Below are 25,682 nucleotides of genomic sequence, written 5' to 3'. Positions count from 1 at the left end.
TTCGACGCACTCCGCGCTTGTACGGGTGTCCATGCCGCCCCCACGCCGCCCCTCGAATGACTCAAGGACAATCAACATGCAAATCCAGAACGAACAACACACGCTCGCGCTGAGGCCGCTCGAGCGTCAGGACCTGCGTTTCGTGCACGAACTGAACAACGACGCGAAGATCATGCGTTACTGGTTCGAAGAGCCGTACGAAACGTTCACCGAGCTGTCGCAACTGTACGACCAGCACGTGCATGACCAGCGCGAGCGCCGCTTCGTCGCGTTCGATTCGGATGACGAACTTGTCGGTCTCGTCGAACTGATCGAGCTCGACTACATTCATCGCCGCGGCGAGTTCCAGATCATCATCGCGCCGAACCGTCAGGGCCGCGGCTACGCGACGCGCGCGACCCGGCTCGCCGTCGAATATGCGTTCAAGGTGCTGAACCTGCGCAAGCTGTATTTGATCGTCGACAAATCGAATGCCGCGGCGATTCGGGTTTACGAGAAATGCGGTTTCAAGCACGAAGCCGAATTGATCGAAGAGTTTTTCGGCAACGGCCAATATCACAACGCATTGAGAATGTGCATTTTCCAGCGCGATTATTTCGAGACCCAACAGGGTGCGGAATTACACGGGGGCGAATAAAGCCGGCCGGCGTGTACGGCGGCGCGCCGCGCCAGCCGGGGCGCTTGAAGGCTGGCGACGGAACGGATGCCGGGTGCGAACGCACCTGGCATTTTTTTTGAATTCCGCTGATCAGAAGATTCTCATGTGGCGGTGCGAAATTTCTTGACGAATTTATGTGCGGCGCATCAAATCGATAAGCGGCGCCTTTTGAATTATCCAACTCGTTCATCATGAGAAAACCCGTGCGACCGGAAGGCTTGCAGCGCAAGACTTTTGGGCATCCGAAAAATCGGGAATACGGATTTGCGCCGTGGCGGAGCGCAGCGGCAGGCTGCGCGAACTGGGCTGCGGAGCGGGTGCGGCAATCCGTCGCTATTGCGGTCGCACAACGAATGTGCTTGCGATCGCCTTCGCTTTTCCTAGCATGAGAAGACGCGGGTCGACGCAAGCCTTTAAATACATACCTAACCCGAGCTCATGACCCGAGCGATTGGGAGACACGACATGATGAAGCGAACCGGTCTTTTACTGGCACTGACGAGCGGCATCGTTGCATTTTCGGTGGCGCAGGCCAATGGCGATGCGCCGCTCAAGCCGCAGCAGGAAATCCAGCTGACGAAGAACGCTTGGGGATGCCTGTCGAAAGACAATCTGGATTCCGTGCTGAGCCACGAGCGCGACGGCCAGTCTCAGGCGAGGCAGCAGTATTTCGACGACTATCGCTGCCTGTCGGTGCCGGAGGGGCAGCGCTTCCGGGTCGTGAGCGTCGACGAGGGCGACGTGCAGTTCGTGAGCGCCGAGAACAGCGACCAGCAAGGCCTCTGGACCGACGCGCGCTTCATCAAGCAGTAACGCGTTCGCTTTCGGCGGCGCGTTCGGCACGGGCCGAGCGCGCCGAGTTCGTACGGCCCGGTGCATGTCGGGCCGTCGCGCGTTTACGGCCGCCGTAGGCGGCGACGCGTGCGAGCGGTCGCGCGAGCATCGCGCATTCGGTATCATCACGCCCCGACCCGAATCAACGGCCCGTGCGGGCCCCGATGCCGAATGGCGCTCAAATCGACGATCTACAAGGCGGAGCTGCAAATCGCCGACATGGACCGGCACTATTATGCCGATCATTCGCTCACCGTCGCCCGTCACCCGTCCGAAACGGACGAGCGGATGATGGTGCGCATCGCCGCGTTCGCGCTGTTCGCGCATGAGCGGCTCGAGTTCTGCAAGGGGCTGTCGGATATCGACGAGCCCGATCTCTGGCAAAAGGACCTGACCGGGGCGATCGAGACCTGGATCGACGTTGGCCAGCCGGATGAGCGCCGCATCGCGAAAGCGAGCGGCCGCGCCGAGCGGGTGAACGTCATCGCGTACGGCGGGCGCACGTCCGACATCTGGTGGCAAGGCGTGCGCGGCAAGGTCGAGCGGTTGCGCAACGTGCAGGTGACGTCGCTCGCGGAGGGCGTCGCGGCGGCGTTGGGCGGTTTCGCCGAGCGCACGATGCGTTTGCAGTGCATGATTCAGGACGGCGCCGCGTGGCTGTCGAGCGCGACGCACGATCCGGTCGCGATCGAGTGGACGACGCTGAAGGCTCGCGAAGACGCTTGAGCGGGTGGTTGGCGGCGCAGGCGGCCGCGCGTTGCAGCTTGCCAGCCGGGGCGGTTAGCCTGCTCTGCTTTCTGCTTTCTGCTTTCTGCTTTCTGCTTTCTGCTTTCCGCTTTCCGTCCGCCGTCCGCCGTCCGCCGTCCGCCGATTCCGGATTTCAGGTTCCCGCGTTCGGGAGGAGAATTGCCCGCCTTGCGCCGGCGCCGTGTCGTGGCGCTCAGCACGCGACGGCTTCCGGCGGCCCTTTGAGCTCGACCATATTGCCTTCCGGATCGAACAGGTAGATCGACGGCCCGTAGCCGTCCGCGCCGTAGCGCCGCGCGGCGTCGCCCGGCCGCGCGCCGTGCGCGGCGAGATGCGCGTGCAGCGCGGCAGCGTCGAACGGCTCGATGCGCAGGCACAGATGATCCATGTTCCGCCCCTTTCCCGGCGTCCCGCTGTCCGCACGGTCGATCGGCGCGCCGGCCGCGAGCAGATCGATCAGCGAGCGCCCCGCACGCAATTGGACGAGCCCCAATTCCCGCTGCTCCTTCTCGACATGACAGCCGAGCACTTCGCAATAGAAACGGGTCATCGCCGCCAGATCGGCGGCGCGCAGCACCACGTGATCGATCTCGTGGATGTGGAATTTCATCGGGGACGTCTCCTTCGGGGGGAGTCCTACCGAGTGTAGACGGTCCGTGCGGCGCACGAGCGGGCGGTGCAAAATCGATGGACGAAAAAAAGCCCGTTCGCAATTGAACGGGCTTAATCCATATCAGGAGGAGACATGGAGGAGACAGTTCCAACTATACACATCCGGATGGTGCGACGCAATATTCCTAGTGTAAAAAAACGTCAGGACGGCAATCTGTCGCATCCGCACCGCAACAAAATGGGGCAGAGGCGACGCTCGCGCGATAGTTGGCGCAACGAAGCGAACGATTGTGTGTCATTCGTGTGACGATGATTCGAATGAGAGCGCAAGAAACAGCGCGTAGGCGGCGGGAGCGGCGTCTACAGTGACAGGCATCCGTTCCGTCTTTGCGAGGTCATCATGAAGAAGCCAGCCTATTCGACCGACGACGCGCGCTGGGCCGCGCTCGTCGCGCGCGATGCCGACGCCGACGGCGCGTTCTGCTACGCGGTCAGGACGACGGGCGTGTTCTGCCGGCCGTCGTGCGCGTCGCGGCTGCCGAAGCGCGAAAACGTGTCGTTCTTTGCCGATACGGGCGCCGCGCGCGCGGCCGGCTATCGCCCGTGCAAGCGCTGCCGGCCCGAGGGGTTGCCGCGCGAGCTCGAGATCGTCCACCGCGCGTGCGCGGTGCTCGACACCCATCGCCAGGACCGGTTCACGCTCGCGCAACTGAGCGATGCCGTTCACGTGAGCCCGTTTCATCTGCAGCGGCTCTTCAAGCGCGTCGTCGGCGTGTCGCCGCGCCAGTATCAGGCCGCGCAGCGCGGCGCGGCGCTGCGCGACGCGTTGCAAAGCGGCGTCGCCGTCACGCGAGCGGCCGTCGACGCGGGCTTCAATTCGCCGTCTCGGCTCTACGAATCGGTGCCGCGCGAGCTCGGCATGTCGCCGTCTGCGTTTCGCCGCAAGGGCGCCGGGCTCGAGATCGACTACGCGACGGCCGGCACGCGGCTCGGCGTCGTGCTCGTCGCGGCGACGAGCAAGGGCATCTGCAGGATTGCATTCGGCGACGCTGCGACGCCGCTCGTCGACGAGCTGAAAGCGGCGTTCGCGAATGCGCGAATCGTCGAGTCGGCCGAGCGGATCGCGCCTTTCGTCGAGCAGATCGACGCGTATTTGAACGGCGCGCGCCGGCGTTTCGAGTTGCCGCTCGATCTCGCCGCGACCGAGTTCCAGCAGCGCGTGTGGGATGCGTTGCGTCGGATTCCTTACGGCGAGACGCGCAGCTACACGCAGATCGCCGAGGCGCTCGGCGCGCCGCGCGCCGTGCGGGCGGTCGCGAGCGCGTGTGCGTCGAACCCGGTTGCGCTCGCGATTCCGTGCCATCGCGTCGTGCAAAAGGGCGGCTCGCTCGCCGGCTATCGATGGGGCTTGCCGCGCAAGGCGGCGCTCCTCGATGCGGAGGCGCAACGCGCGGCGGGCGAGTCCGCCGCCGCGCTCGCCGTGGACGACGCAGCTTGAGCGCCGCGGTTCGACCGGCCGCTCCGCGGCCCGGCAGCGTCGCGCTCGAACTGCCGTTCAAATCGCCCTACGATTGGCGCCGCGTGCTGCGCTTCTTCGCCGGGCGCGCGATTCCGGGCGTCGAAGCGGTGGAGGACGACGCGTATCTGCGTACGATCGACTATCGCGGCGTGACGGGCGCGCTGACGGTGCGCAAGCATCCGCGTAAGCGCTGTCTCGTCGCGCTCGTCGAAGGCGACGCGGCGCGGCACGCGGACGCCGCGTTCGCCGAGCGGCTCGCGACGATGCTCGATCTGCACGCCGATCCCGCCGCGATCGGCGCGCATCTCGCGCGCGACGCCTGGCTCGCGCCGCTCGTCGATGCGGCGCCCGGCTTGCGCGTGCCGGGCGCGTGGTCGGGCTTCGAGCTGATCGTGCGGGCGATCGTCGGCCAGCAGGTGAGCGTGAAGGCCGCGACGACGATCGTCGGGCGACTCGTCGAGCGCGCGGGCGAGCGGCTCGCCGATCATCCGCAACGCGCGACCGGCTGGCGTTTTCCCGAACCCGCCGCGCTCGCCGCGTGCGATCTGTCGCGCATCGGGATGCCGGGCAAGCGCGTCGCGGCGCTGCAGGGCGTTGCGCGCGCGGTCGCCGCGGGCGACGTGCCGCTCGACGCGTACGCGGCCGATCCGGCCGGTGTGCGCGCCGCGCTGCTCGCGCTGCCGGGGATCGGCCCGTGGACCGTCGAGTATGTCGCGATGCGCGCGTGGCGCGACGCCGACGCGTGGCCCGCGACCGATCTCGTGCTGATGCAGGCGATCGTTGCGCGCGACCCGGCGCTCGACCGTCCGGCGAGCCAGCGCCGCCGCACCGATGCGTGGCGCCCGTGGCGCGCGTATGCGGCGATGCATCTGTGGAACGAGATCGCCGAGCGTGCCGGCGCGGCGCGCGGCGGATAGCCGCCGACCAGACGCCGACGCCCGCCGGACGCGGTGGGCGTGAATCGTCCGGCAACGCCCGAGGGCAGGTCAAGCGAGCCTTTCGGCGAGATGTTAAAGTGCCCGCTACCATCAATCCCGCCAGGTGGTCCGCGCGCGTCGCGCGGCTGCCGAGCCCGCACTTGCATCGATGCCGAACAACATGACTTCCCGACAGACAGACTTGTTGCAGCAACGCCTCGCCGTGTTGAGCACGAGCCCGACGCGCGAGCAGCTACCTGACGGCCTGCGCGGCATCGAGAAGGAAAGCCTGCGCGTGACGCGCGACGGCATGATCGCGTTCACGCCGCATCCGCGCGCGCTCGGCTCGGCGCTCACGCATCCGTCGCTCACGACCGACTATTCGGAAGCGCTCGTCGAGCTGATCACGCCCGCGGAGCGCGACGCCGCGACGACGCTCGAGCGGCTCGACGAACTGCATCGCTACGTCTACGCGTCGATCGGCGACGAAATGCTGTGGACGGATTCGATGCCGGGCCTTTTGCCCGCCGACGACGAAATCCCGATCGCTTACTACGGCACGTCGAACATCGGACGCCTGAAGACCGTCTACCGGCGCGGCCTCGCGTATCGCTACGGGCGCACGATGCAGTGCATCGCGGGAATTCACTACAACTATTCGCTGAGCGAGGAAGTCTGGCGGCGGCTGCACGCGGAGGACGGCTCGACCGCGAACATGGTCGACTATCAGTCCGAGCGCTACCTCGCGCAGATCCGCAATTTCCGCCGCACGAGCTGGCTGCTGATGTACCTGTTCGGCGCGTCGCCCGCGCTCGATCTCGGTTTCCTGCGCGGCCACCCGCACAAGCTCGACACGTTCGACGCCGCGACGCTGTATCGCCCGCATGCGACGAGCCTGCGGATGAGCGACCTCGGCTACTCGAACACGACCGCGCAGGCCGCGCTGGAAGCCGACTACAACACGCTGCAGGGCTACCTCGACGCACTGTCGAAGGCGGTCAGCGAGCAGTACCCGCCGTACGAGGCGATCGGCACGCACCGCGACGGCGAGTGGATTCAGATCAACACGAACGTGCTGCAGATCGAGAACGAGTTCTACTCGACGATCCGGCCGAAGCGCGTTACGTACTCGGGCGAGCGGCCGCTGCACGCGCTCGCGTCGCGCGGCGTCCAGTACATCGAAGTGCGCTGCCTCGACATCGATCCGTTCGAGCCGACGGGCATCTCGCTCGACACCGCGCGCTTCATCGACGCGTATCTGCTCGTCTGCGCGCTCGCCGAGAGCGCGCCGCTCACGTGCGACACGTATCGCGAATCGAATGCGAACTTCGGCCGCGTGACGATGGAGGGGCGCAAGCCGGGGCTCGAACTGACGCGCGACGGCGCGGCCGTGCCGATGCGCGCTTGGGCCGACGAAATCTTCGCGCAGATCGAAGCGGCGGGCCGCGTGCTCGACGACATTCGGGGCGGCGATGCGCATGCGCGCGCGATCGCCGCGCAGCGCGCGAAGCTCGACGATCCGGAGCGCACGCCTTCCGCCCGCGTGCTGCGCGCGATGCGCGAGAACGGCCAGTCGTTCCTCGAGTTTGCGCGCGCGCAAAGCGAAGCGCATGCCGCGTATTTCCGCGGCCGTCCGCTCGACGAGGCCGCGATGCGCGATGCGCAGGCGCTCGCCGAGCGCTCGCTCGACGAGCAGACGGAACTCGAAGGGAAGAACGCCGGATCGTTCGACGCGTTCGTCGCCGCGTATCGCGCTTATACGTTGAATCGGTTCAGCGTGTGAGGGAGCGCGGGCGCGCGCCAGGCCGGCACGCGCGTGAGCGTGAGCGTGTGCGGCGCGGGGGCATGATGTCGACGGGCGGCGTGTTGGTGCGTATGCGTGTTGCGGCTATGCTTGCCGCCGCTTCGCCGCTTCGCCGCTTCGCCGCTTCGCCGCTTCGCCGCTTCGCCGCTTCGCCGCTTCGCCGCTTCGCAACGTCCCCGTCCATTGCGACCCTCCGCCAACGCCTGAGCGCCGCCGATAAACCGCCGAAGGTCGCGCGGCTTACCTGCACGCGCACACGCCTCGCCGCGCTCAACGCCATGATTGGAGCCAACGCCCTCCGAGACGCTTTGCTGCGTTCCGCTTGACTCGGCAGACGGTTGCTCAGAGCGGATCGCGGCCGCCGGGCCGCGCCTCGCCGGCGGCGCTCTCTTCATCCGGCACGGTCTCGAGATCCGCGAGCCAGACGGCCGCCGACGCGTCGCTCGGCGCGCGATAGTCGCCGCGCGGAGACAGCGATCCGCCCGACCCCACCTTCGGCGCATTCGGCACGCAACTGCGCTTGAATTGCGATTCCTCGAAGAAGCGCCGCACGAACACGCGCAGCCAGTGCTTGATTTCGCGCAGCGTGTACTGGTGCCGTTCCTGTCCCGGATCGGGCCATGCGCCGAGCGTCGCGTCGCGCCACGCGTGCCACGCGATGAACGCGAGCTTCGACGGCCGGTAGCCGAACCGCGACACGTAATAAAGCGCGAAGTCCTGCAATTCGAACGGCCCGACGACGTCCTCCGAGCGCTGTTCCGGCTCGTTGCCGGCGTTGCCCGGAATCAGTTCCGGGCTGATCGCCGTGTCGAGCACGGCTTGCAGCACCGGCGCGAGCGCCGGATCGAACAGCGTCGATTGCGCCGCCCAACGGATCAAGTAGCGGATCAGCGTCTTCGGCACGCTCGCATTGACGCCGTAATGCGCCATGTGATCGCCGACGCCGTATGTGCACCAGCCGAGCGCGAGCTCGCTCAGGTCGCTCGTGCCGACGACGAGCCCGCGATGCAGGTTCGCAAGCCTGAACAGATAGCTCGTGCGCATGCCTGCCTGCACGTTCTCGAAGGTCGCGTCGTAGATCCGCTCGCCGCGCGCGAACGGATGGCCGATGTCGGCGAACATCTTCAGGCAGGCGGTGCGGATGTCGATGTCGAGCGCGGCGCAGCCGAGCGCGGCGATCAACTGCCGCGCCTGGCGGCTCGTCTTCTTGCTCGTCGCGAAGCCGGGCAGCGTGCACGCGACGATGTTTCCGCGCGGCAGGCGCAGCACGTCCATCGCGCGCGCGCAGACGAGCAGCGCGTGCGTCGAATCGAGCCCGCCCGATACGCCGATCACGAGCTTGTCGACGTGCGCCGCGCGCATTCGCGTGACGAGCCCCTGCACCTGAATGTCATAGATCTCGCCGCAGCGCCGGTCGCGCAGCGCAGGGTCCGACGGCACATAGGGAAAGCGCTCGTACGTGCGCGCGAGCGGCAGGCGGCGATCGCGGTCGATCGGCGCGTCGATGCGCACGGTGCGGAACGTCGCGCAGACGTCGCGATGCCGCTGCGCCGATTGCGCGAAGCTTGTCTGGCGCGCGCGCTCGCAACAGAGGCGATCGAGGTCGATGTCGGCCCTGATCGCCTGCGCGGCGTCGAGAAAGCGCCGGCTCTCGGCGAGTTGCACGCCGTCCTCGTGGATCATCGCGTGCCCGTCCCAGGCGAGATCGGTCGTTGATTCGCCGGCGCCGGCGCTCGCATACGCATACGCGGCGAGGCAGCGCGCCGACTGGTTCGCGACGAGCGCCTGCCGGTATTCGGCCTTGCCGACCGTCGCGTTCGACGCCGACAGGTTCAGCAGCACCGTCGCGCCCGCGAGCGCGGCGAACGACGACGGCGGGATCGGCACCCACAGGTCCTCGCAGATCTCGACGTGGAACGTGAAGCGCGGCTGCGCGCCGATCTCGAACAGCAGCGCGCTGCCGAACGGCACGCCGGAATGGCCGGGCAGATCGACGGCGGCGCGCGGCAGCGCGTCGCCGGACGCGAACTGCCGCGCTTCGTAGAACTCGCGGTAGTTCGGCAGGTAGGTTTTCGGAACGATGCCGCATAGGCGGCCGCGATGGATCACGGCCGCGCAGTTGAACAGCATCGAGCAGAATTGCAGCGGCACGCCGACGACCGCGATCGAGCCCAGCGCGCGCGATGCGGCGAGCACGTCCTCGAGCGCCGCGACGCATCCGTCGAGGAGCGCCTGCTGGAGAAAAAGATCGTCGCACGTGTATGCGGACAGGCATAGCTCCGGAAAGAGCGTGAGAAGCGTGCCGTCGTCTTCGGCCTCGCGCAGCGCGGCGATCACCTGCGCCGCATTGAACGCCGGATCGGCGACGCGCACGCGCGGCGTCGCGACGCGGATGCGCGCGAAGCCGTGCCGGTAGAGATTGAAGAAGGCCATGGTGCCGTGTGCGAGACTCGCGCGCTGCGCCCAATGCGGTGCAGCGCGACATGCGCGCGAGGTGCGGCGACGCGTGGCGGGCGAAGCCGCGTTTGCCGACAGTGTGCGGCGCGCATCGGCCACACCGTTGACTCAGATCAAGCGATGCGGCGATGCGCCGCGCAGAAGCCGGCGCGGCGCGTGGTTGCGCTTCGCTGGCGGCGCGCGGCGGTTACGGCTGCACGTCGAGGAAGTCGCGCGCGTTGCACGCTTCGGCGCTCACGCGCAGCGTCTGCAGCGCGCGCTTCTCGATGCGGCGGATCTGCTCGCGCGACACGCCCGATTGCGCGGCGATCTGCTCGTAGCTGCACGGCTCGCCGCCGCCGATCCCGAAGCGCAGGCGGAGAATATCGGCTTCCTGCGCCGACATCGTCTTCAGCAGCGACGCGACGACGTCGCGCATCTGCGCGTCGGCGAGCGCATCGAACAGGCTCGGCGTCGACGCGTCCTCGACGAGATCGCCGAATTCGGCGTGCTCGTCGTCGCCAAGCGGCGCGTTCAGCGAGCGCGGCTCGTGCGGCAGCGTCAGCATCGCGCGCAGCCGCTCGGCCGACAGCTCGGTCGCCGCCGCGAGCTCGGCGAGCGACGCGCGCGCGCCGCTGCGCTGCCTGATCCGATCGGCGGCCTTGCGCACGCGGCGCGCTTGGTCGCCGACGTGAACCGGCAGGCGGATCGTGCAGGCGCGGTCCGCGATCGCGCGCGAAATCGCCTGACGAATCCACCATGTCGCGTACGTCGAGAACTTGAAGCCGCGTTGATATTCGAATTTCTCGATCGCACGCAGCAGGCCGAGATTGCCTTCCTGAAGCAGATCGGCGAGATCCAGCCCGCGCGACGCATACCTGCGCGCGATCGACAGCACGAGCCGCAGGTTCGCCTCGGCCATCCTGGTGGTCGCGGTCGAGATGCGCGCTTCGCCTTCGGCAAACGCGCTCGCGGCGGCGCGCAGCGCGTTCGAGCCGCCCTTCGCCGGCGACGCCGGCGGGCGCTGCATCGCGCGCCGCACCGCGTTGATTTCGGCCGACGGCCAGCCGTATGCGTCGAGCGCGGCGTACGCCCGCTTGCGCGCGCGGGCGAACGCGCGCGCACCTTCGTCGCCGCGGGCGCGTGCGCGTTGCAGCGCGGCGCGCGCGTGGGCGAGCGCCGGATCGTCCGGCAACGACGCGAGCGCGAGAAGATCGAGCGCATCGGCGAGCGCGTGCAGCACCTGCGTGCGGCCGGCTTCGATTTCGGTTGCGAGCGCGATTTCCTGCGCGTGGTTCAGAAGCGGCACCGCGTGCATCCGGCGCACGAAGAGCGTGAGCGGATCGGTCGAGGCGGCGGCGTCGCCCGTCGCGTCGTCGCTTTGTTCGGACAACGGAGCGTTGGTGTCGTCGCGCCAATCGGCGCCGGCGTGCGCGGACCGCGCCGGCTTGCCGTGCGACGGCGCGTCGCCGCCGCTTTCCTCGGATGGGTGGTGGTCGAGAGGATCGAGCTCGCCGAAGTCGTGCTCGAGCGCGCCGGAGGGCGCGCGGGCGGGCTCGTCGCCCAACTCGGCAAAAGCCGCGTCGTCGTGGGCGCCGGCAAGTTCGAGCAATCGGTCGATGCCCTGTTCGTAGCGCACTTCGCGCTCTGAGACTTTCATGGCAAACGCGGATCGGGCCGCGGTACGTCGTGACGGAGCGAATCCGTCGAGCCAGGCCCGTCGGCTCGTCGCGAACGCCCGTCCGCGCCGATGAGCCTTACAGCCGTGCATCTTGTGGCGGATCGCGAAATTTCAATGGCGAGCTGCGCTTTCCGATCGGCGAGACGCGCGCCGCCGCGCGGCCGAAACAGGTTCGGAAGCCTTATTGATCGTGATTGCGTGTCGGCACGGCGTCATGAAACGCGTGGCTATTCATACGATTCGCGGCGAACGCGCGCTGCGTCGGGGCTCGCGCTTTCGACGCCGGCGGCGGCGCGCTCGCGCAAACGGGCGTCGTCCGCGTCGTCTTCGCCTTCGCCTTCGTCGCGTTCGACGGAGATGTCGCGGGCCGCTTCGTCGCGCACGTCGCGCTCGTCGTCGGGGTAGCCGGAGTCGTCGGGCTCTGCCTCGTGCGGCTCGGCCGTGTACGAGCCCGCCGTGCCGAAGCCCGGTGCGGCTTCGCGCAGCGCCGCCGCGTAAGCTTTCCACCCGGTGTCGTTGCCTGCGAACAGGTGCTTGCGAACGGGCAGCGCAAGCGCGTCGTAGTCGAGCGGATCTTCGAGCAGCAACTGCGGCCACAGGCAGAACGAGCGCAGCGCGCGAGCCTCGAACTCGCGCATGGTCATGTCCTGCACGACGTACTCGACGAGCGGCACGTCGGCGAGCATGCCGTTCGTCGCAAGGAGCGCTTCGATCGACAGATCGTCGCGCTTCTGCTCTTCGAGGCGGCTCAGGATTTGCAGCACGCTGCCGAGGTGCAGCAGCAGCGCGCGCCGTGCGTAAGCGTCTTCCATGACGGTGCCTCCGGGCGGATGGCCGTGCCGCATGCCGCGCGCTCGGCGAGCGTGCGGCGGCGGGCGCGCATCGCGCTGCGCGGCGTGCGAGATCGAAACGCGGCTGCGTCGACGCGCTCGCCGCGTCGGATGCGGCACGGCATGCATACAAGGGTATCCAATCTGCACGCGGGCCGCCGATGCGGATTGACGCACGTCAACGGACGAGCGCGGCTGGGCGACCTGGGACGTGTCGAATCGTGCGTGAGTTGGGGACGGCCGGCGGATGCGGCGCTTGCCTGGCGCCGCGCGACGGCTGATGCGACGGAGCGGGCGTGTCCGGCGGCTTGCCTGCCAGCTGAGGGAGCGCGGCGCCGCGGCGCGTCGATCCGATCGTGCTCACGCGTCGGCGGACCGATAACGCGGCGTCAACAACGATAAGGGGACACACTCATCCTGACGAGACCGGCCACGCGTTGCACGGGCCCATTCCGTAGCTGTAGCCGTAGCCGCGACCGCTGCCGCACGGCGATCGCGCCTACTCGTCGGACGCGTGCGTCGACCGGCCGCAGTGCAGCCGGCAGCGCAGCGATTGCTCACCCCTTCGAATGCCGTTCGACCTTCATCGCGCTCTCCTTGACTTCGTGCCGGCGTACGCGCGTTGCGCGGCGACTGCAGGAAACGTGGAAAGCGGCCTGTCGATTCTCGTCAACGAAGCACGAGATCGGAGCCGATCGCCTCCCCCAGCGCCCGCGCGATGCGCGCTTCGCTGTCGGCGAGCTTCGCCTCGACGCGTTCGACGAGACGGCGGATCTTTGTCGAGCCGCGCCGGCTCGACGGATAGGCGGCGCAGATCCGCTCCTCGCCGAACGACGCGCTCTCGAAGCGCCATTCGACGAGAAGCGGCACGAGCCGCCCCGCTTCGAGCGCGTCGACGACGCTCCATTGCGGACACGGCAGGATGCCCGCGCCGTCGAGCGTCGCCGCGAGCGCGAGGCCGTAATTGTCGGTCGCGAGCGGGCCTTTCGGCTCGATGCGTTCGCGCGTGCCGTCGCGATCGAAGGCCCACGTGTTGGCGAGCGTCGGGTGGCGGTAGATCACGCAGTCGTGCCGCGCGAGATCGGCGGGCGCGACGGGCCGGCCGCGCTGCGCGAGGTAGCCGGGACTCGCGCACAGCAGGCTGCGGTTCGAGCCGATCGGCTTGACGATCTGGCTCGGCAGATCGTAGTTGCCCATCCTGAGCGCGAGGTCGTAGCCTTCGCCGACGATGTCGACGTAATGATCGGACAGCGACAGCTCAATGCGCACGCGCGGAAACGCCCGCGTGAACGGCAGGCAGAGCGGCGCGAGGATCGCGTGCCCGAACGAGTGCGCGGCGGTGACGCGCAGCAGGCCGCGCGGCTCGTCGTCGTGCTCGGAGAGTTGTCGCGCGCCGTCCGCGAGCCGGCGCAGCACGTCGGTCGCGGTCGCGAGATAGAGCCGCCCGCCTTCGGTCAGCACGAGCTTGCGAGTCGTGCGTTCGAGCAGTTGCACGCCGAGCGTCTCTTCGAGCCCGGCGATCGCTTTCGTCACCGCCGACGGCGTCTTCGCGAGCCGGCGCGCCGCTTGGCTGAGGCTGCCCTCGTCGACCGCGCAGACGAAGGTTTCGAGCGCGGACAGCAGATCGATTCGCCGCATTCTTTCCTCAAAGGCACAAGCGATGTGCGTAATAAGATCACGAATCGATTTTTTTCTCTACTTACGCTTCACAAGCGAAACGTTCGGCGGCGCAGCCGTCGAGCGGCCGCCATTTCGTTCGGCGTCGTCAAAGGAGGGATCGATGAAGCGCATCGCGTGGATCGTCGTCGTGCTCGCATCGCTTGCGTGTTTCGCCGCGCGCGCGGCCGACGGCAACGTGCTCAACGTCTACAACTGGGCCGAGTATTTCGCGCCCTATACGATCCCGGGCTTCGAGAAGGAGACCGGCATCAAGGTGCGGCTCGACGTCTACGACAGCAACGAAGCGCTGCAGACGAAGCTGACGACGGGCAACAGCGGTTACGATCTCGTGTTTCCGTCGAACGACTTTCTCGCGCGGCAGATTCAGGCGGGCCTCTACCAGAAGCTCGACCGATCGAGGCTGCCGAACCTGAAGAATCTCGATCCGGCGATCGTCGCGCGCGCGGCCGAAGCCGACCCCGGCAACCAGTACAGCGTGCCGTACATGCAGGGCACGTTCGGGCTCGGGCTCAACGTCGCGAAGGTGAAGCAGGCGCTCGGCGGTCCGCTGCCCGCGAACACGCTCGAGCTGATCTTCAATCCCGCGTACGCAGCGAAGCTCAAGGGCTGCGGAATCGCGTTCAACGATGCGGGCAGCGAAGTGTTTCCGCTTGCGCTGCGCTACATCGGCCGCGATCCGAACACGACCGATCCGCGCGACTACGAAGCGGCGCTCGACATGATGAAGAAGATCCGGCCGACGATCCGCCAGTTCATCGCGACGCCCGTGATGAACGATCTCGCGACGGGCGACGTGTGCGTCGTCACCGGCTACTCGGGGGCGGTGCTCGTCGCGGCGCTGCGCGCGGCCGACGCGAAGAACGGGCAGCGGATCGTCTACAGCCTGCCGGCGGGCGGCGCACCGTTCTGGTTCGACAGCATGGCGATTCCGAAGGGCGCCGCGCACGCGGACAACGCGCTGCGCTTCATCGATTACATCCTGCGGCCCGACGTCGTCGCGAAGATCAGCAACAAGGTGATGTATCCGAATCCGAACCGCGCGGCGACGCCGCTCGTGGACAGGCGGCTCGCGTCGAATCCGGCGATCTACCCGGACGCCGCGACGATGCGCACGCTCTGGGTGAAGCGCCCGATGCCGCCGCAGGCGATGCGCATGCAGACGCGCTACTGGACCCGGTTCAAGACCGGTTACTGAGCGGCTTCATTTTGACGAGGAGACCGAAGTGATTCCCACCGGACTGCTGTTCGACCCCGCATTCCTCACGCATCGGCAAGGCGATCTCGTGTATGTCGTTCCGCGCGGCACGCTGAATTTCGGCGAGCATTTCGACAGCCCGCTGCGGCTCGCGTACACGAAGCAGCTGCTCGACGCGGTGGGCATGACCGAGCGCCTCACGCGAATTGCGTTCGACGGCGCGACCGACGAGCAGTTGCTGCGCGTGCATCGGCCCGAGTATCTGCGGCAGCTTGCCGAAGCGTGCGCGGTGGCGGGCGCGCAAGTCGTGCAGCTCGGCGAGGACGCGGCGGGCAGCGCGCTGACCGAGCGCGTCGCGCGGCTTGCGGCGGGCGCCGCATGCGCGGCGGTCGATGCGGTCGTGACGGGGCCGCTGCGGCAGGCGTACGCGCTGATCCGGCCGTCGGGCCATCACGCGGGCGCGGATTTCGCGATGGGCTACTGCTACTACAACAACGTCGCGATCGCCGCACGGCATGCGCAGGCCGTGCACGGCATCGAACGCGTCGCGATCGTCGATTGGGACGTGCATCACGGCAACGGCACGCAGCAAGTGTTCTACGACGATCCGTCGGTGCTGTTCGTCTCGCTGCACGAGGCGGAGAATTTCCCCGTCGACGGCGGCGAGGCGCGTGAAACGGGCGGCGGCGCGGGCGCGGGCTACAACGTGAACGTGCCGCTGCCTTCCGGCACGGGCGATGCCGGCTATCTGCATGCGTTCGAAGAGCTGGTGCTGCCGCTCATCGACGCATTTTCGCCGCAACTGATTCTCGTATCCGCGGGGCAGGACGCGAACGCATTCGATCCGCTCGGCAGAATGCGCGTGCAGCGCGACGGGTTCCGGCAAATGGCGCGCGCGCTCCGGCAAGCGGCGGGCAGCGTGTGCGGCGGACGCATCGCGATGTTGCAGGAAGGCGGCTACAGCCTGCCGTATCTGCCGATCGCGACGCTCGGCGTGCTCGAGGGGCTCGTCGGCTGGAACGCCCCGTTCGACGATCCGCACCTGTTCGTCCAGCATCCGCTCGGCGACGGCGAGCGCAACGCGGTGAAGGCCGCCCGCAACGCGCTGGCGCCGTATTGGCCGACGCTGAGCCAATCATGAGGAGAACGAGATGAGAAAGACGATCGTGGCCGCCACGCAAATGGCGTGCGATTGGAATATCGAAGCGAACCTGTCGCGCGCCGAACGCGTCGTGCGCGACGCGGCCGCGCGCGGCGCGCAGATCGTGCTGCTGCAGGAATTGTTCGAGACGCCGTATTTCTGCATCGACCAGAATCCCGCGCACCTCGCGCTCGCGAAGCCGTACGAAGGCCATCCGTGGCTTGCGCGCTTCGCGTCGCTCGCGCGCGAACTCGAGGTCGTGCTGCCCGTGAGCTTCTTCGAGCGCGCCGGCCAGACGCAATTCAATTCGGTCGCGGTCTTCGACGCCGACGGCCGCGCGCTCGGCGTTTATCGCAAGACGCACATTCCGGACGGCCCGGGCTACGCGGAGAAATACTATTTCACGCCGGGCGACACGGGGTTTCGCGTATGGGACACCGCGTACGGCAGGATCGGCGTCGGGATCTGCTGGGACCAATGGTTTCCGGAATGCGCGCGGGCGATGGCGCTTGCGGGAGCGGAGATCCTGCTCTATCCGACGGCGATCGGCAGCGAGCCGCACGATGCGTCGATCGATTCGCGCGCGCATTGGCAGAACACGCAGCGCGGGCATGCGGCCGCGAACTTGATGCCGCTCGTCGCGAGCAACCGGATCGGCGTCGAGCGCGGCGAATCGGGCGAGATCGTGTTCTACGGCAGTTCGTTCATCGCGGGCGCGGACGGCGAGAAGATCGTCGAATGCGATCGCGACGGCGAAGCGATCGCGACGGCCGAATTCGATCTCGACGCGCTCGCGTATCGACGCCGCTGCTGGGGCGTGTTTCGCGATCGGCGGCCGGAGTGCTATCGGATCTTGAGCGCAGAGGCGGCGGATCGTTCGCGATGACGCGGCGAGCACGCGGCCGCGATCGAGGAGATGGATTTGATGCGGCAGAAAGCGATTCTCGGTGACGGAAAGCCGAATGTCATACGTGCTGCCGAGATCACTTCCCTTTATCGAGCGGGAATTCCATGGAGGCGATTCTCCTTGCGGATTCGAATTGGGGCGCTTTATTTTCGAGGATCGTCGAGTAATTGAGAATCTTTGCTAGGAAGGTGATTTTGGAACGGACGCAATGGAAAATGTGCCGCTTCAAATGGAATGAACGGCGCTTCGGAAGGGGATATCGGTTGCGTTGCGCGCGACGGCGGCATGCGGTGAAAGGCGGAACTCCGGATGCCGCACTTGCGAGGCGACCGGCCGGGAGTGGCCGATAAGCGTGCGTCGCACCGCATTCACGCGTTGATTTCCCGGGGCGTTGATCGAATTGTGTGGCGCGCGGACATTCGTTGCATTTTGCGTAGCCGGTATTGCGTATGCCGGCGGCGCGGCAATCGATTAATCGAAGCGGGGGCTTGTGCAAACCGCATCGAATAGTCGATTTGGATCGGATTTATTCAGCGAGCGAGCGGATTCGGATTATCCGATGTCGAGAGCCTGCGACGCTTTCCGGATATTGCCAAACGAAACGGCGGGGCGATCCGAATAATCGAGAGCGAACATGCACGTCGTGAGCGAAGGGGGCGTGGAATGTCGGCGGCGCAAGCGCGAACCGGTTCGAACGCGTCGACTCGGCTTCTAGCGCGCGGAGCCGGCAAGCGCGCGGTACGGCGATGAAATGACGGAATCGGCGCGGCTGCGGGACACGTCGGGCTTTCGACTCGAAGGGGCGACAAATCTTCGGGGCGTGCGCTGTCAGCGGAATGCGCGATGGGATGCCGCTTCGCACTCGCTTGCGCCGACGCGATGCCGGCATCGAGGGAAAATAGACTGGTGGATTCGGCTGCCGCGGAAGGCGAGGTGATCGATGGGCGCGCCAAAAACAGAAAAGGGTTACAAGCGACTAGCCTGTAACCCTTCGAATTCTTTGGTGGGGCGTGAGTGACTCGAACACTCGACCTACGGATTAAGAGTCCGCTGCTCTACCAACTGAGCTAACGCCCCGACAGAAGTGAAATTATGCATGGGCTTTTGAACCATGTCTAGACCTTTTTGCTTTTTTCTCGAAAAATTCGCGCGCGGCCCGCGCTGCTGTGTCGAGTTCGCACGATCCGTCGCTTCTCGCGCGCTCCCGGTATGATGTCGCCCAAACCCTGTCGCGCGGCGGGCGCGCGGCTCTTTCTGGGCGTACGACGATGGACGAAAACACTGTCCGTGATTTGCTGGATCGGCTCCTTGCTCCGTGGGTCCGCTCCCTTTCCCTCACTCCCGTATCGGTTTCGGAGGAGCGCGTCACCTTGCGGCTGCCGTTCTCCGGCGAGCTGCGCCACTCGGGCGGCGTGATCTGCGGTCAGGTGTTCATGGCGGCCGCCGACACCGCGATGGTCGTCGCGATCTCCGCCGCGCTCGGCGAATTCCGACCGATGACGACCGTCGCGCTCAACACCCATTTCATGCGCCCGGTCCGCAAGGGCGACGTGCTCGTCACCGCTCGCGTGCTGCGGATGGGCCGCAATCTCGTGTTCGGCGAAATCGAGCTGTTCGACGAGGACGGCAAGATGGCCGTCCACGCCACGTCGACCTACGCGCTCGTTTCCTGAGCGCCGGCAGCGGCAGGCGGCAACGAGGAGCGCATCCGATGTTCGACCAAGTCGTATTCGCGGGCGGCGGCAATCGCTGCTGGTGGCAGGCGGGATTCTGGGACGTCGTGCGGCCCGCGCTCGACGTGCGGCCGCGCGTGATCGCCGGCATTTCGGCCGGCGCGGCGACCGCGTGCATGCTCTACACGCGCGATTCGCGCTGGGTGATGCGCTATTACGAAGAGACGCTCAAGCACAACCGCAGGAACGTCTACTGGGGCAATCTGCTGCGCGCCGAACCGGTCTTTCCGCATTACCGGATCTATCGGCAGGCGCTTCTCGACATCTACGGCGAGCCGTTCGCGAAACTCGCCGGCGCGCCGGAGATCCGCATCGGCGTGTCGCACGTGCCGCGCTGGCTCGGCGCGCGCAGCGCGGTCGCGGCGGGACTCATCGCGTACAACATCGAGAAGTACGTTCGCAAGGCGCTGCACCCGACGCTCGGCCGTTCGCTCGGTTTCCGTCCCGAATTCGTCCGCGCGCAGGATTGCACGCGCGCCGACGAGCTCGCCGATCTCGTTCTCCAGTCTTCGTGCACGCCGCCGTTTACACCCGTTCTGCGCCGCAACGGCCGGCCGGTGCTCGACGGCGGGATGGTCGACAACGTGCCGGTCGGCGCGCTCGATGCGTCGCCCGGGCTCGTGCTCGTGATGGTGACGCGGCTCTACCCGAGGCCGCAGACGTTCGTCGTCGAGCGCGGCGGCCAGCGGCGGCTTTACGTGCAGCCTTCGCGCAAGGTACCGATCTCGAGCTGGGACTACACGAGTCCGCACCAGATGCAGCATGCGTACGATCTCGGCCGGCGCGATGGTGAGCGCTTCCTGACTTCAGCGCCGACGCTCGTCGGCGAAACCGGCGCGGGGTGTTAAGGCTGGGCGGGGCTGCGGTGTGCGGAATGCGGGGCCCGGGACTTGGGATACGAGATACGAGATACGAGAGGCGAGAGGCGAGAGGCGAGAGGCGAGAGGCGAGAGGCAACTTGCGGAATGCAGCGAACCGCTGAATCGGGCGCGAGGCGCGCGACCGCCGCGCACCTCGCTTCCTCCCGCCGCCGCCGCCGCCGTCCCGCCGACGCTCAGCGGCGAATCCGTCCCTGAGTGAGCGCCTCGGGATTCGCGACACTCGACAGGTCGCCCGCGTCGAACGCGAGGATGTTCTTGAACGCGGCGCTGAAGTAGAGCTCGTAGCTTTCGCGTTCGACGTAGCCGATGTGCGGCGTGCAGATCACGTTCTCCATCCGCAGCAGGCTGTAACCCTGCAGGATCGGCTCGCTCTCGTAGACGTCGATCGCGACCATCCCCGGCCGGTTGCGCGCGAGTGCGGAGACGAGCGCGTTTTCTTCGAGCAGCTCCGCGCGGCTCGTGTTGACGAAGAGCGACGTCGGCTTCATCCGCAGCAGATCGTCGAGCTTGACGATGCCGCGCGTGTCGTCGTGCAGGCGCAGGTGCAGCGACAGCACGTCGGACTGCTCGAAGAGCGCCTCGCGGCTCCCGGCGGTCGCGTAGCCGTCGGCGCGCGCCGCTTCGAGCGAATGCTCGCGGCCCCAGATCATCACGTTCATCCCGAACGCCTTGCCGTAGCCGGCGACGAGCCGGCCGATCTTGCCGTAGCCCCAAATCCCGAGCGTCTGCCCGCGCAGCACTTGGCCGAGCCCGAAGTTCGGCGGCATCGCCGACGTCTTGAGGCCCGACTGCTGCCATGCGCCCTGCTTCAGGTTCGCGACGTACTGCGGAATGCGGCGCTGCGCGGCCATGATGAGCGCCCAGGTCAGCTCGGCGGGCGCGATCGGCGAGCCCGTGCCCTCGAGCACGGCGACGCCGCGCTCCGTGCATGCGTCGAGGTCGATGTGGGTCGAGATGCGCCCCGTCTGGCTGATCATGCGCAGATGCGGGAGCTTGCCGAGCAGTTGCGACGTGATGTGGGTGCGCTCGCGAATCAGCACGAGCGCTTCGACTTCCGCCAGGCGGCTCGCGAGCTGCCCGAGGCCGCGCACCGTGTTGTTGAAGATCTTCACTTCATGGTCGGCGAGCATCTCGAAGCAGTTGAGCTTGCGGACGGCGTCCTGGTAGTCGTCGAGGATGGCAATTTTCATGGCGTGTTTCGGGATTCGCGCGGGATGAGCGATGTCAGGTGGTGGCCGTCGCGCTTCGTCGCGCGCCGGTCCGGCCCGGTTTGGGGGCCGTAATGATCCTATGGCGGCGCGGCAACAGGTGTATCTCTTTTTAACAGCTTGTTACGCGGCGCGGCAAGCGTTTGCGTCCGGGCGGAAATCATGCTGTTCGGCCCCGCTCGATGCCGGCCGGACGGCGATTCCGCCGTTTCTCAATTGGGCGATTTGCGCAGGGAGATTGCTCAATTATTTCATTCTCAAGAACAATTGGTCTTTCCAGCTAGGCGGGCTGAGCAAGTTCGAAGGTTTTTATCGAGATTCCGCGCGAAGTTGAGCAACTCTGCATCTTTTTCGCTGTCGTAGGAAAATTACTCATTTGCTTCATATTTTTGAAGCGGTAACAGCGGTAGGAGTGGAGTATGGATCATTTGCAGTCGATGCGAGTGTTCGTCAAGGTCGCGGATCTCGGCAGTTTCGCCCGGGCGGCGAGCGCGATGGACATCTCGAACGCGGTCGCGACGCGCCACGTCGCCGACCTCGAAGGCCGGCTCGGCACCCGCCTTCTGAATCGCACCACCCGTAGCCTCTCGCTGACCGAATCCGGCCAGGTCTATTTGGAGCGGGCGCGCCAGATCCTCGACGAGCTCGAAGATGTCGAGCAGATGGTCGTCGCGCGCAACCACGAGCCCGTCGGCACGCTGCGGATCGTCGCGCCCGTCGTGTTCGGCCTGCATAACCTCGCGCCGGTGCTGCAGACATACACGCAGCGCTTTCCAAAGGTCATTCCCGATCTAACCCTCGTCGATCGACAGGTCGATCTCGTCGAGGAAGGGTTCGACGTCGGCGTCGTGATCACGCGGCAGATGCGCAGCGCGAGCATCGTCACGCGCCGGCTGACGACGGGCTGCATGGTGGTCTGCGCGACGCCGAGCTATCTGGAGAAGCACGGCATGCCGACGCATCCCGAGCAGCTCGTCGAGCACCCGTGCCTCAGCCTGCCGTCCGAATACTGGGGCGACGAGCGCGTGTTCACCGGCCCGGACGGCGAGGTGCGCGTGCGGCCGTCGAACGTCGTCGTCGCGAACAACACCGAAATGCTGCGCCAGTTCGCGATGCTCGGCATGGGCGTCGCGATCCTGCCGAGCTACCTGATCGGCAGCGACATCGCGCGCGGCAAGCTCGTGCGCCTGCTGAGCGAGTACCGGCTGCCGCAGGTCGAGATCAACATCGCGTATCCGAGCCGCCGTCACCTGCCGGCGAAGGTGCGCACGTTCATCGATCACCTCGTCGAGCACTTCAGCCAATTGCCGGACACGATGTTGGGCGAGCAGTGGGCCGCGCAGGGCGGCTTCGGCCAGCCCGTCGAGGCGCTGCCCGCCGACGCGCTCGCCGAGCGCCCGAGCGCCGCCGATCCGGCGCTGTCGCCGCGCCTGCCGCGCGCGCCGCGGGCGCGCACCGTCGTGCCGTCTCCGCTGTAACGCGTGCCGGCGCCGCGCGCGTCCTTGTCCGGCGCGCACGCCGCTGTGCGCCGGATCTCCACCGCAAAAAGCAAAAGCGCGGGCTCGTCGGGAGCCCGCGCTTTTGTTTGGACCGACGCGTCGAGGCGTTCATGCCGCTCGATCGCACGGCACGGCGCACGCCGCGTGGCGCCGCGCCGCCCGGCGCGCCGCGCGGGCTCGGCGTCGACGCCGATTACGAACCCGTCTTGCGGGCGGGCGTCTTGCGCGCGGCCGTCTTTCGAGCGGGCGCCGCCTTCTTCTCGGCTTTTTCGTCGCCGTCCGTCGCGGCGTCTTCGGCCGCGGCCGTCGACTTGGACGCGGTCTTCTTCGCCGCCGCGGGCTTCGGCTCCTTCTTCTCGAACTCGAAGCCGATCTTGCCGTCTGCCTGCTTGACGAGGTACGCCTTGAAGTTGCGTCCGGTGCGCGACGACTTGAAGTTCGGCAGCAGATCGGTGCGGCCGTTCTCGAGGAGCTTCGCCATCTGTTCGCGGGTGATCTCCTGCTGCAGGATCACCTTGCCGGAGCGGAAGTCGCAAGTCTTCGGGTTCGCGACCGCATGCTCGCAGACGTAGCTCATCCCGTGCTCGAACACGCGGCCCTTGCACTTCGGACATGCGCCGACCGGCTCCTGCGCGGAAAAATCGGGCGCCTCGCCCTCTTCGCCGCCCTGGTCCTGGCCGAAGTCGAACTCGAGCTTGTAGTTCTTCGTCTCGTCGTCGAACGTGAGCTTGAGGATCGCGGAGAACGGGCGGCCCATCTTGCTGCGGAAGCCCGACAGCGGCCCGATCTCTTTCTTCTGCAACAGCTCCTCGACTTCGGCGATCTCGAACTGCCGGCTGCCCGGGATCTTCGAGATCGAGAAATCGCACTTCGTGCAGGCGAAGCGCCGGTAGTTCTCCTTCACCTGGCCGCCGCAGTTCGGGCACGGCGTCTCGAGCGTCGCGTAGTCGCCCGGGATCGTGTCGGAGTCGTATTCCTTCGCGCGCTTGACGATCGTCTGCGTCATCCGCGCGATTTCCTGCATGAACGCGTCGCGCTGCAGGTTGCCGCGCTCCATCTGCGACAGCTTGTATTCCCACTCGCCCGTCAGCTCGGGGGCGGTCAGCTCCTTCACGCCGAGGCCGCGCAAGAGCGTCATTAGCTGGAACGCCTTCGCGGTCGGGATCAATTCGCGGCCTTCGCGCACGAGGTACTTCTCGCCGAGGAGGCCTTCGATGATGGCCGCGCGCGTCGCCGGCGTGCCGAGGCCCTTTGCGGCCATCGCTTCGCGCAGCTCGTCGTCCTCCACGAGCTTGCCCGCGCCTTCCATTGCCGACAGCAGCGTCGCTTCCGAATAGCGCGCGGGCGGCTTCGTCGTGAGGCCGTGCGCGGCGATCTTGTCGGTCTTGACCTTCTCTTCCTTCTGCACCGGCACGAGGTTCGCGTCGGCGCCCTCGGCGTCGCGGCCGTACACCTGCAGCCAGCCCGGCTCGACGAGCACCTTGCCTTCCGTCTTGAAGTGGTGGCCGGCGACTTCGGTGATCCGCGTCGTCACCTTGTACTCGGCGGCCGGGAAGAACACGGCGAGGAAGCGCTTGACGACGAGGTCGTAGAGCTTTTGCTCAGGCTCGGACAGCGATTTCGGCGCTTGCAGCGTCGGGATGATCGCGAAGTGGTCGCTGATCTTCGAGTTGTCGAAGATCCGCTTGTTCGGCTTCACCCAGTTCTTGTCGAGCACCTGCTTCGCGTGCGGCAGGTAGTTGTTGCTTTCCTTGAGCATCTCGAGCGTCGATTTCACCGTGTCGAGGTAGTCCTCCGGCAGCGCGCGCGCGTCGGTACGCGGATAGGTGAGCACCTTGTGCTTCTCGTACAGCGCCTGAGCCAGGCCGAGCGTATTCTTCGCGGAGAAGCCGAAGCGGCTGTTCGCCTCGCGCTGCAGGCTCGTCAGGTCGTACAGCAGCGGCGACAGCTGCGTCGACGGCTTCGATTCCTCGGTGACGGTGCCGATCTGGTCGCGGCACGCGGCGACGATCGTCTCCGCGGCGGGCAGGCTCCAGAGGCGCGAGTCGCGCTTTTCGGGGTCGAATTCGTCCTTCTTGAACTTCGGATCGTACCAGCGGCCTTCGTAGAAGCCGCCCGCGCAGACGAATTCCGCGCGCACTTCCCAGTAGTCGCGCGGCACGAAGCGGCGAATCTTTTCTTCGCGCTCGACGACGATCGACAGCGTGGGCGTCTGTACGCGGCCGACGGTCGTCAGGAAGAAGCCGCCGCCCTTGCTGTTGAACGCCGTCATCGCGCGCGTGCCGTTGATGCCGACGAGCCAGTCGGCCTCCGAGCGGCAGCGGGCGGCGTCGGCGAGCGGTTGCATGTCCGAGTCGGTGCGCAGGCGCGCGAAGCCGTCGCGGATCGCGGCGGGCGTCATCGACTGTAGCCACAGGCGCTGGACCGGCTGCTTCGCCTTCGCGTGCTGCGCGATCAGGCGGAAGATCAGCTCGCCCTCGCGCCCCGCGTCGCATGCGTTGATCAGGCGCTCGACGTCCTTGCGCTTGATCAGCTTCGTCAGCACCTTGAGGCGAGACTCGCTCTTCGCGATCGGATTCAGATCGAAATGGGGGGGAATGACGGGCAGGTGCGCGAAGCTCCATTTGCCGCGCTTGACCTCGTATTCCTCGGGCGCGGCAATTTCGAGCAGGTGGCCGACCGCCGACGACAGCACGTAATCGTCGCTTTCGTAATATTCGTCATGCTTGGTAAAGCCGCCCAAAGCGCGCGCGATGTCGTTCGCGACAGAAGGCTTTTCCGCAATGATGAGTGCTTTCGACATGACAAGTGTGTATTGGTAGACCGGGCGAGCCCGAGTGCGGGCCCTTTTACGACGGCTTTATAGCACACGGCGCCCAAACGGCGGCCGGCGCGAGCAAAAAGCGGGTCATCATAAGTGGGGGCAAGGGCGGCGGCAAGCCTGTCGCACGCCCTCTCGCGTAAACCAGCGGTAAAGCCGCATTTCGCGATCGATATTTTGGGGCCGAATGGCGCTAGTCGAACAAATTGCGCAGCTTCGGTGCATGCGGCGCGCCCGGCAGCGCGGTCAGGTCGGACAGCATTCGTTCGACGATTGCCGCATGCGGCAGCACGGTGCCGAAGAAGCGAACCGAGTTCGCGTCTTCGATAAGGAGCGTCGGGAAGTTCTCGACGTCGAGCTCGTCGAGCCGATCGGCGTGCGTTTCGATGTCGACCCACGCGAAGCAGGCGTCGGGGTGCGCGTCGGCGAGCCTGTCGAACGCAACGCGGTATTCGCGGCAGGTGCCGCACCACTCGGCGCACAGGCAGGCGACGAGTAGCGTGTCGGGATTCCGGAGGCGCTCGGCGATCCGATCTTCGTCGGTGTCGAGATTCAGCGCGGGCATTGGTGGATTTCCTT

20 protein-coding genes and 1 tRNA gene are annotated in these 25,682 nt (G+C 66.8%); 12 read left to right on the top strand and 9 right to left on the bottom strand.

Annotated elements, in window-relative coordinates:
- Window positions 1-76: 76 nt before the first annotated feature.
- The 3 genes from speG to WT60_RS19950 all read left to right on the top strand — a co-directional run bounded on the left by speG (window position 77) and on the right by WT60_RS19950 (window position 2,218).
- Window positions 77-637: a spermidine N1-acetyltransferase gene (speG, locus tag WT60_RS19965; protein ID WP_038754642.1), complete on the top strand. Its 561-nt coding sequence runs from the start codon at window positions 77-79 to the stop codon at window positions 635-637.
- A gap of 486 nt (window positions 638-1,123) precedes the next feature.
- Window positions 1,124-1,471 (top strand): hypothetical protein, encoded by a 348-nt coding sequence (locus WT60_RS19960; RefSeq protein ID WP_038754645.1) that lies wholly within the window; start codon window positions 1,124-1,126, stop codon window positions 1,469-1,471.
- Between the two features lie 192 nt (window positions 1,472-1,663).
- Complete coding sequence (locus WT60_RS19950) at window positions 1,664-2,218, top strand: YaeQ family protein (protein WP_038754648.1); 555 nt, start codon at window positions 1,664-1,666, stop codon at window positions 2,216-2,218.
- A 214-nt stretch (window positions 2,219-2,432) separates the two neighbouring features.
- Here the strand turns inward: WT60_RS19950 and WT60_RS19945 are convergent, their stop codons facing one another.
- A complete protein-coding gene (locus WT60_RS19945) occupies window positions 2,433-2,849 on the bottom strand; it encodes a VOC family protein (RefSeq protein ID WP_038754650.1) in 417 nt (138 codons plus the stop codon).
- A gap of 402 nt (window positions 2,850-3,251) precedes the next feature.
- Between WT60_RS19945 and ada the strand changes: the two genes are divergently transcribed.
- The 3 genes from ada (at window position 3,252) to gshA (ending at window position 7,070) form a co-directional block, all read left to right on the top strand.
- Complete coding sequence (ada, locus tag WT60_RS19940; RefSeq protein WP_060355884.1) at window positions 3,252-4,349, top strand: bifunctional DNA-binding transcriptional regulator/O6-methylguanine-DNA methyltransferase Ada; 1,098 nt, start codon at window positions 3,252-3,254, stop codon at window positions 4,347-4,349.
- Window positions 4,346-5,287, top strand: coding sequence for an AlkA N-terminal domain-containing protein (locus WT60_RS19935; RefSeq protein WP_059669698.1), 942 nt, complete (start codon window positions 4,346-4,348; stop codon window positions 5,285-5,287). Before ada ends, WT60_RS19935 begins: the two co-directional genes overlap by 4 nt.
- A gap of 169 nt (window positions 5,288-5,456) precedes the next feature.
- A complete protein-coding gene (gene gshA / locus WT60_RS19930; protein ID WP_038754673.1) occupies window positions 5,457-7,070 on the top strand; it encodes a glutamate--cysteine ligase in 1,614 nt (537 codons plus the stop codon).
- 363 nt (window positions 7,071-7,433) lie between these two features.
- Here the strand turns inward: gshA and WT60_RS19920 are convergent, their stop codons facing one another.
- The 4 genes from WT60_RS19920 to WT60_RS19900 form a co-directional block, all read right to left on the bottom strand.
- Complete coding sequence (locus WT60_RS19920) at window positions 7,434-9,524, bottom strand: NAD(+) synthase (protein WP_059583712.1); 2,091 nt, start codon at window positions 9,522-9,524, stop codon at window positions 7,434-7,436.
- Between the two features lie 211 nt (window positions 9,525-9,735).
- Window positions 9,736-11,187, bottom strand: coding sequence for an RNA polymerase sigma factor RpoD/SigA (locus WT60_RS19915; RefSeq protein WP_059583715.1), 1,452 nt, complete (start codon window positions 11,185-11,187; stop codon window positions 9,736-9,738).
- 248 nt (window positions 11,188-11,435) lie between these two features.
- Complete coding sequence (locus tag WT60_RS19905; RefSeq protein WP_059643443.1) at window positions 11,436-12,020, bottom strand: hypothetical protein; 585 nt, start codon at window positions 12,018-12,020, stop codon at window positions 11,436-11,438.
- Window positions 12,021-12,707: 687 nt separating this feature from the next.
- Window positions 12,708-13,676, bottom strand: coding sequence for a LysR family transcriptional regulator (locus tag WT60_RS19900; RefSeq protein ID WP_059669695.1), 969 nt, complete (start codon window positions 13,674-13,676; stop codon window positions 12,708-12,710).
- 142 nt (window positions 13,677-13,818) lie between these two features.
- Here WT60_RS19900 and WT60_RS19895 point away from each other — a divergent pair, with 142 nt between their 5' ends.
- From WT60_RS19895 to aguB, 3 genes are read left to right on the top strand one after another with little or no spacing between them, the layout of a single operon-like run.
- Complete coding sequence (locus tag WT60_RS19895; protein ID WP_059669694.1) at window positions 13,819-14,913, top strand: polyamine ABC transporter substrate-binding protein; 1,095 nt, start codon at window positions 13,819-13,821, stop codon at window positions 14,911-14,913.
- A gap of 28 nt (window positions 14,914-14,941) precedes the next feature.
- On the top strand, window positions 14,942-16,054 hold the full coding sequence (locus WT60_RS19890) for a class II histone deacetylase (protein WP_059583725.1): 1,113 nt from the start codon (window positions 14,942-14,944) through the stop codon (window positions 16,052-16,054).
- Between the two features lie 10 nt (window positions 16,055-16,064).
- Entirely contained in the window at window positions 16,065-16,940 is an 876-nt protein-coding gene (gene aguB / locus WT60_RS19885; protein WP_060355883.1) for an N-carbamoylputrescine amidase, read from the top strand.
- 1,022 nt (window positions 16,941-17,962) lie between these two features.
- On the opposite strand, the gene WT60_RS19880 is transcribed toward aguB, so the two are convergent.
- Window positions 17,963-18,038 (bottom strand) — tRNA-Lys (locus tag WT60_RS19880).
- A 191-nt stretch (window positions 18,039-18,229) separates the two neighbouring features.
- On the opposite strand from WT60_RS19880, the gene WT60_RS19875 reads away from it, so the two are divergent.
- On the top strand, window positions 18,230-18,634 hold the full coding sequence (locus tag WT60_RS19875; protein WP_038748597.1) for a PaaI family thioesterase: 405 nt from the start codon (window positions 18,230-18,232) through the stop codon (window positions 18,632-18,634).
- A gap of 38 nt (window positions 18,635-18,672) precedes the next feature.
- Window positions 18,673-19,542 carry a patatin-like phospholipase family protein gene (locus tag WT60_RS19870; protein ID WP_059583729.1) on the top strand — a complete coding sequence of 290 codons (870 nt, stop codon included), beginning with the start codon at window positions 18,673-18,675 and terminating at the stop codon, window positions 19,540-19,542.
- A gap of 206 nt (window positions 19,543-19,748) precedes the next feature.
- Here WT60_RS19870 and WT60_RS19865 read toward each other — a convergent pair whose 3' ends face one another.
- Window positions 19,749-20,765 carry a D-2-hydroxyacid dehydrogenase family protein gene (locus tag WT60_RS19865; protein ID WP_038748595.1) on the bottom strand — a complete coding sequence of 339 codons (1,017 nt, stop codon included), beginning with the start codon at window positions 20,763-20,765 and terminating at the stop codon, window positions 19,749-19,751.
- A gap of 437 nt (window positions 20,766-21,202) precedes the next feature.
- Between WT60_RS19865 and WT60_RS19860 the strand changes: the two genes are divergently transcribed.
- Window positions 21,203-22,261, top strand: coding sequence for a LysR family transcriptional regulator (locus WT60_RS19860; protein ID WP_038748594.1), 1,059 nt, complete (start codon window positions 21,203-21,205; stop codon window positions 22,259-22,261).
- A gap of 214 nt (window positions 22,262-22,475) precedes the next feature.
- Here WT60_RS19860 and WT60_RS19855 read toward each other — a convergent pair whose 3' ends face one another.
- Window positions 22,476-25,085, bottom strand: a complete 2,610-nt coding sequence (locus WT60_RS19855; RefSeq protein ID WP_038748593.1) for a DNA topoisomerase III — start codon at window positions 25,083-25,085, stop codon at window positions 22,476-22,478.
- A 211-nt stretch (window positions 25,086-25,296) separates the two neighbouring features.
- Window positions 25,297-25,668 (bottom strand): thioredoxin family protein, encoded by a 372-nt coding sequence (locus tag WT60_RS19850; RefSeq protein ID WP_038748592.1) that lies wholly within the window; start codon window positions 25,666-25,668, stop codon window positions 25,297-25,299.
- Window positions 25,669-25,682: the final 14 nt, after the last annotated feature.

The sequence above is a fragment of the Burkholderia sp. MSMB617WGS genome (genome assembly GCF_001532025.2).
Lineage (GTDB): Bacteria > Pseudomonadota > Gammaproteobacteria > Burkholderiales > Burkholderiaceae > Burkholderia > Burkholderia savannae.
Note: the sequence above shows the minus strand (reverse complement) of the source record. Positions and strands in the feature narration are given on the sequence as shown.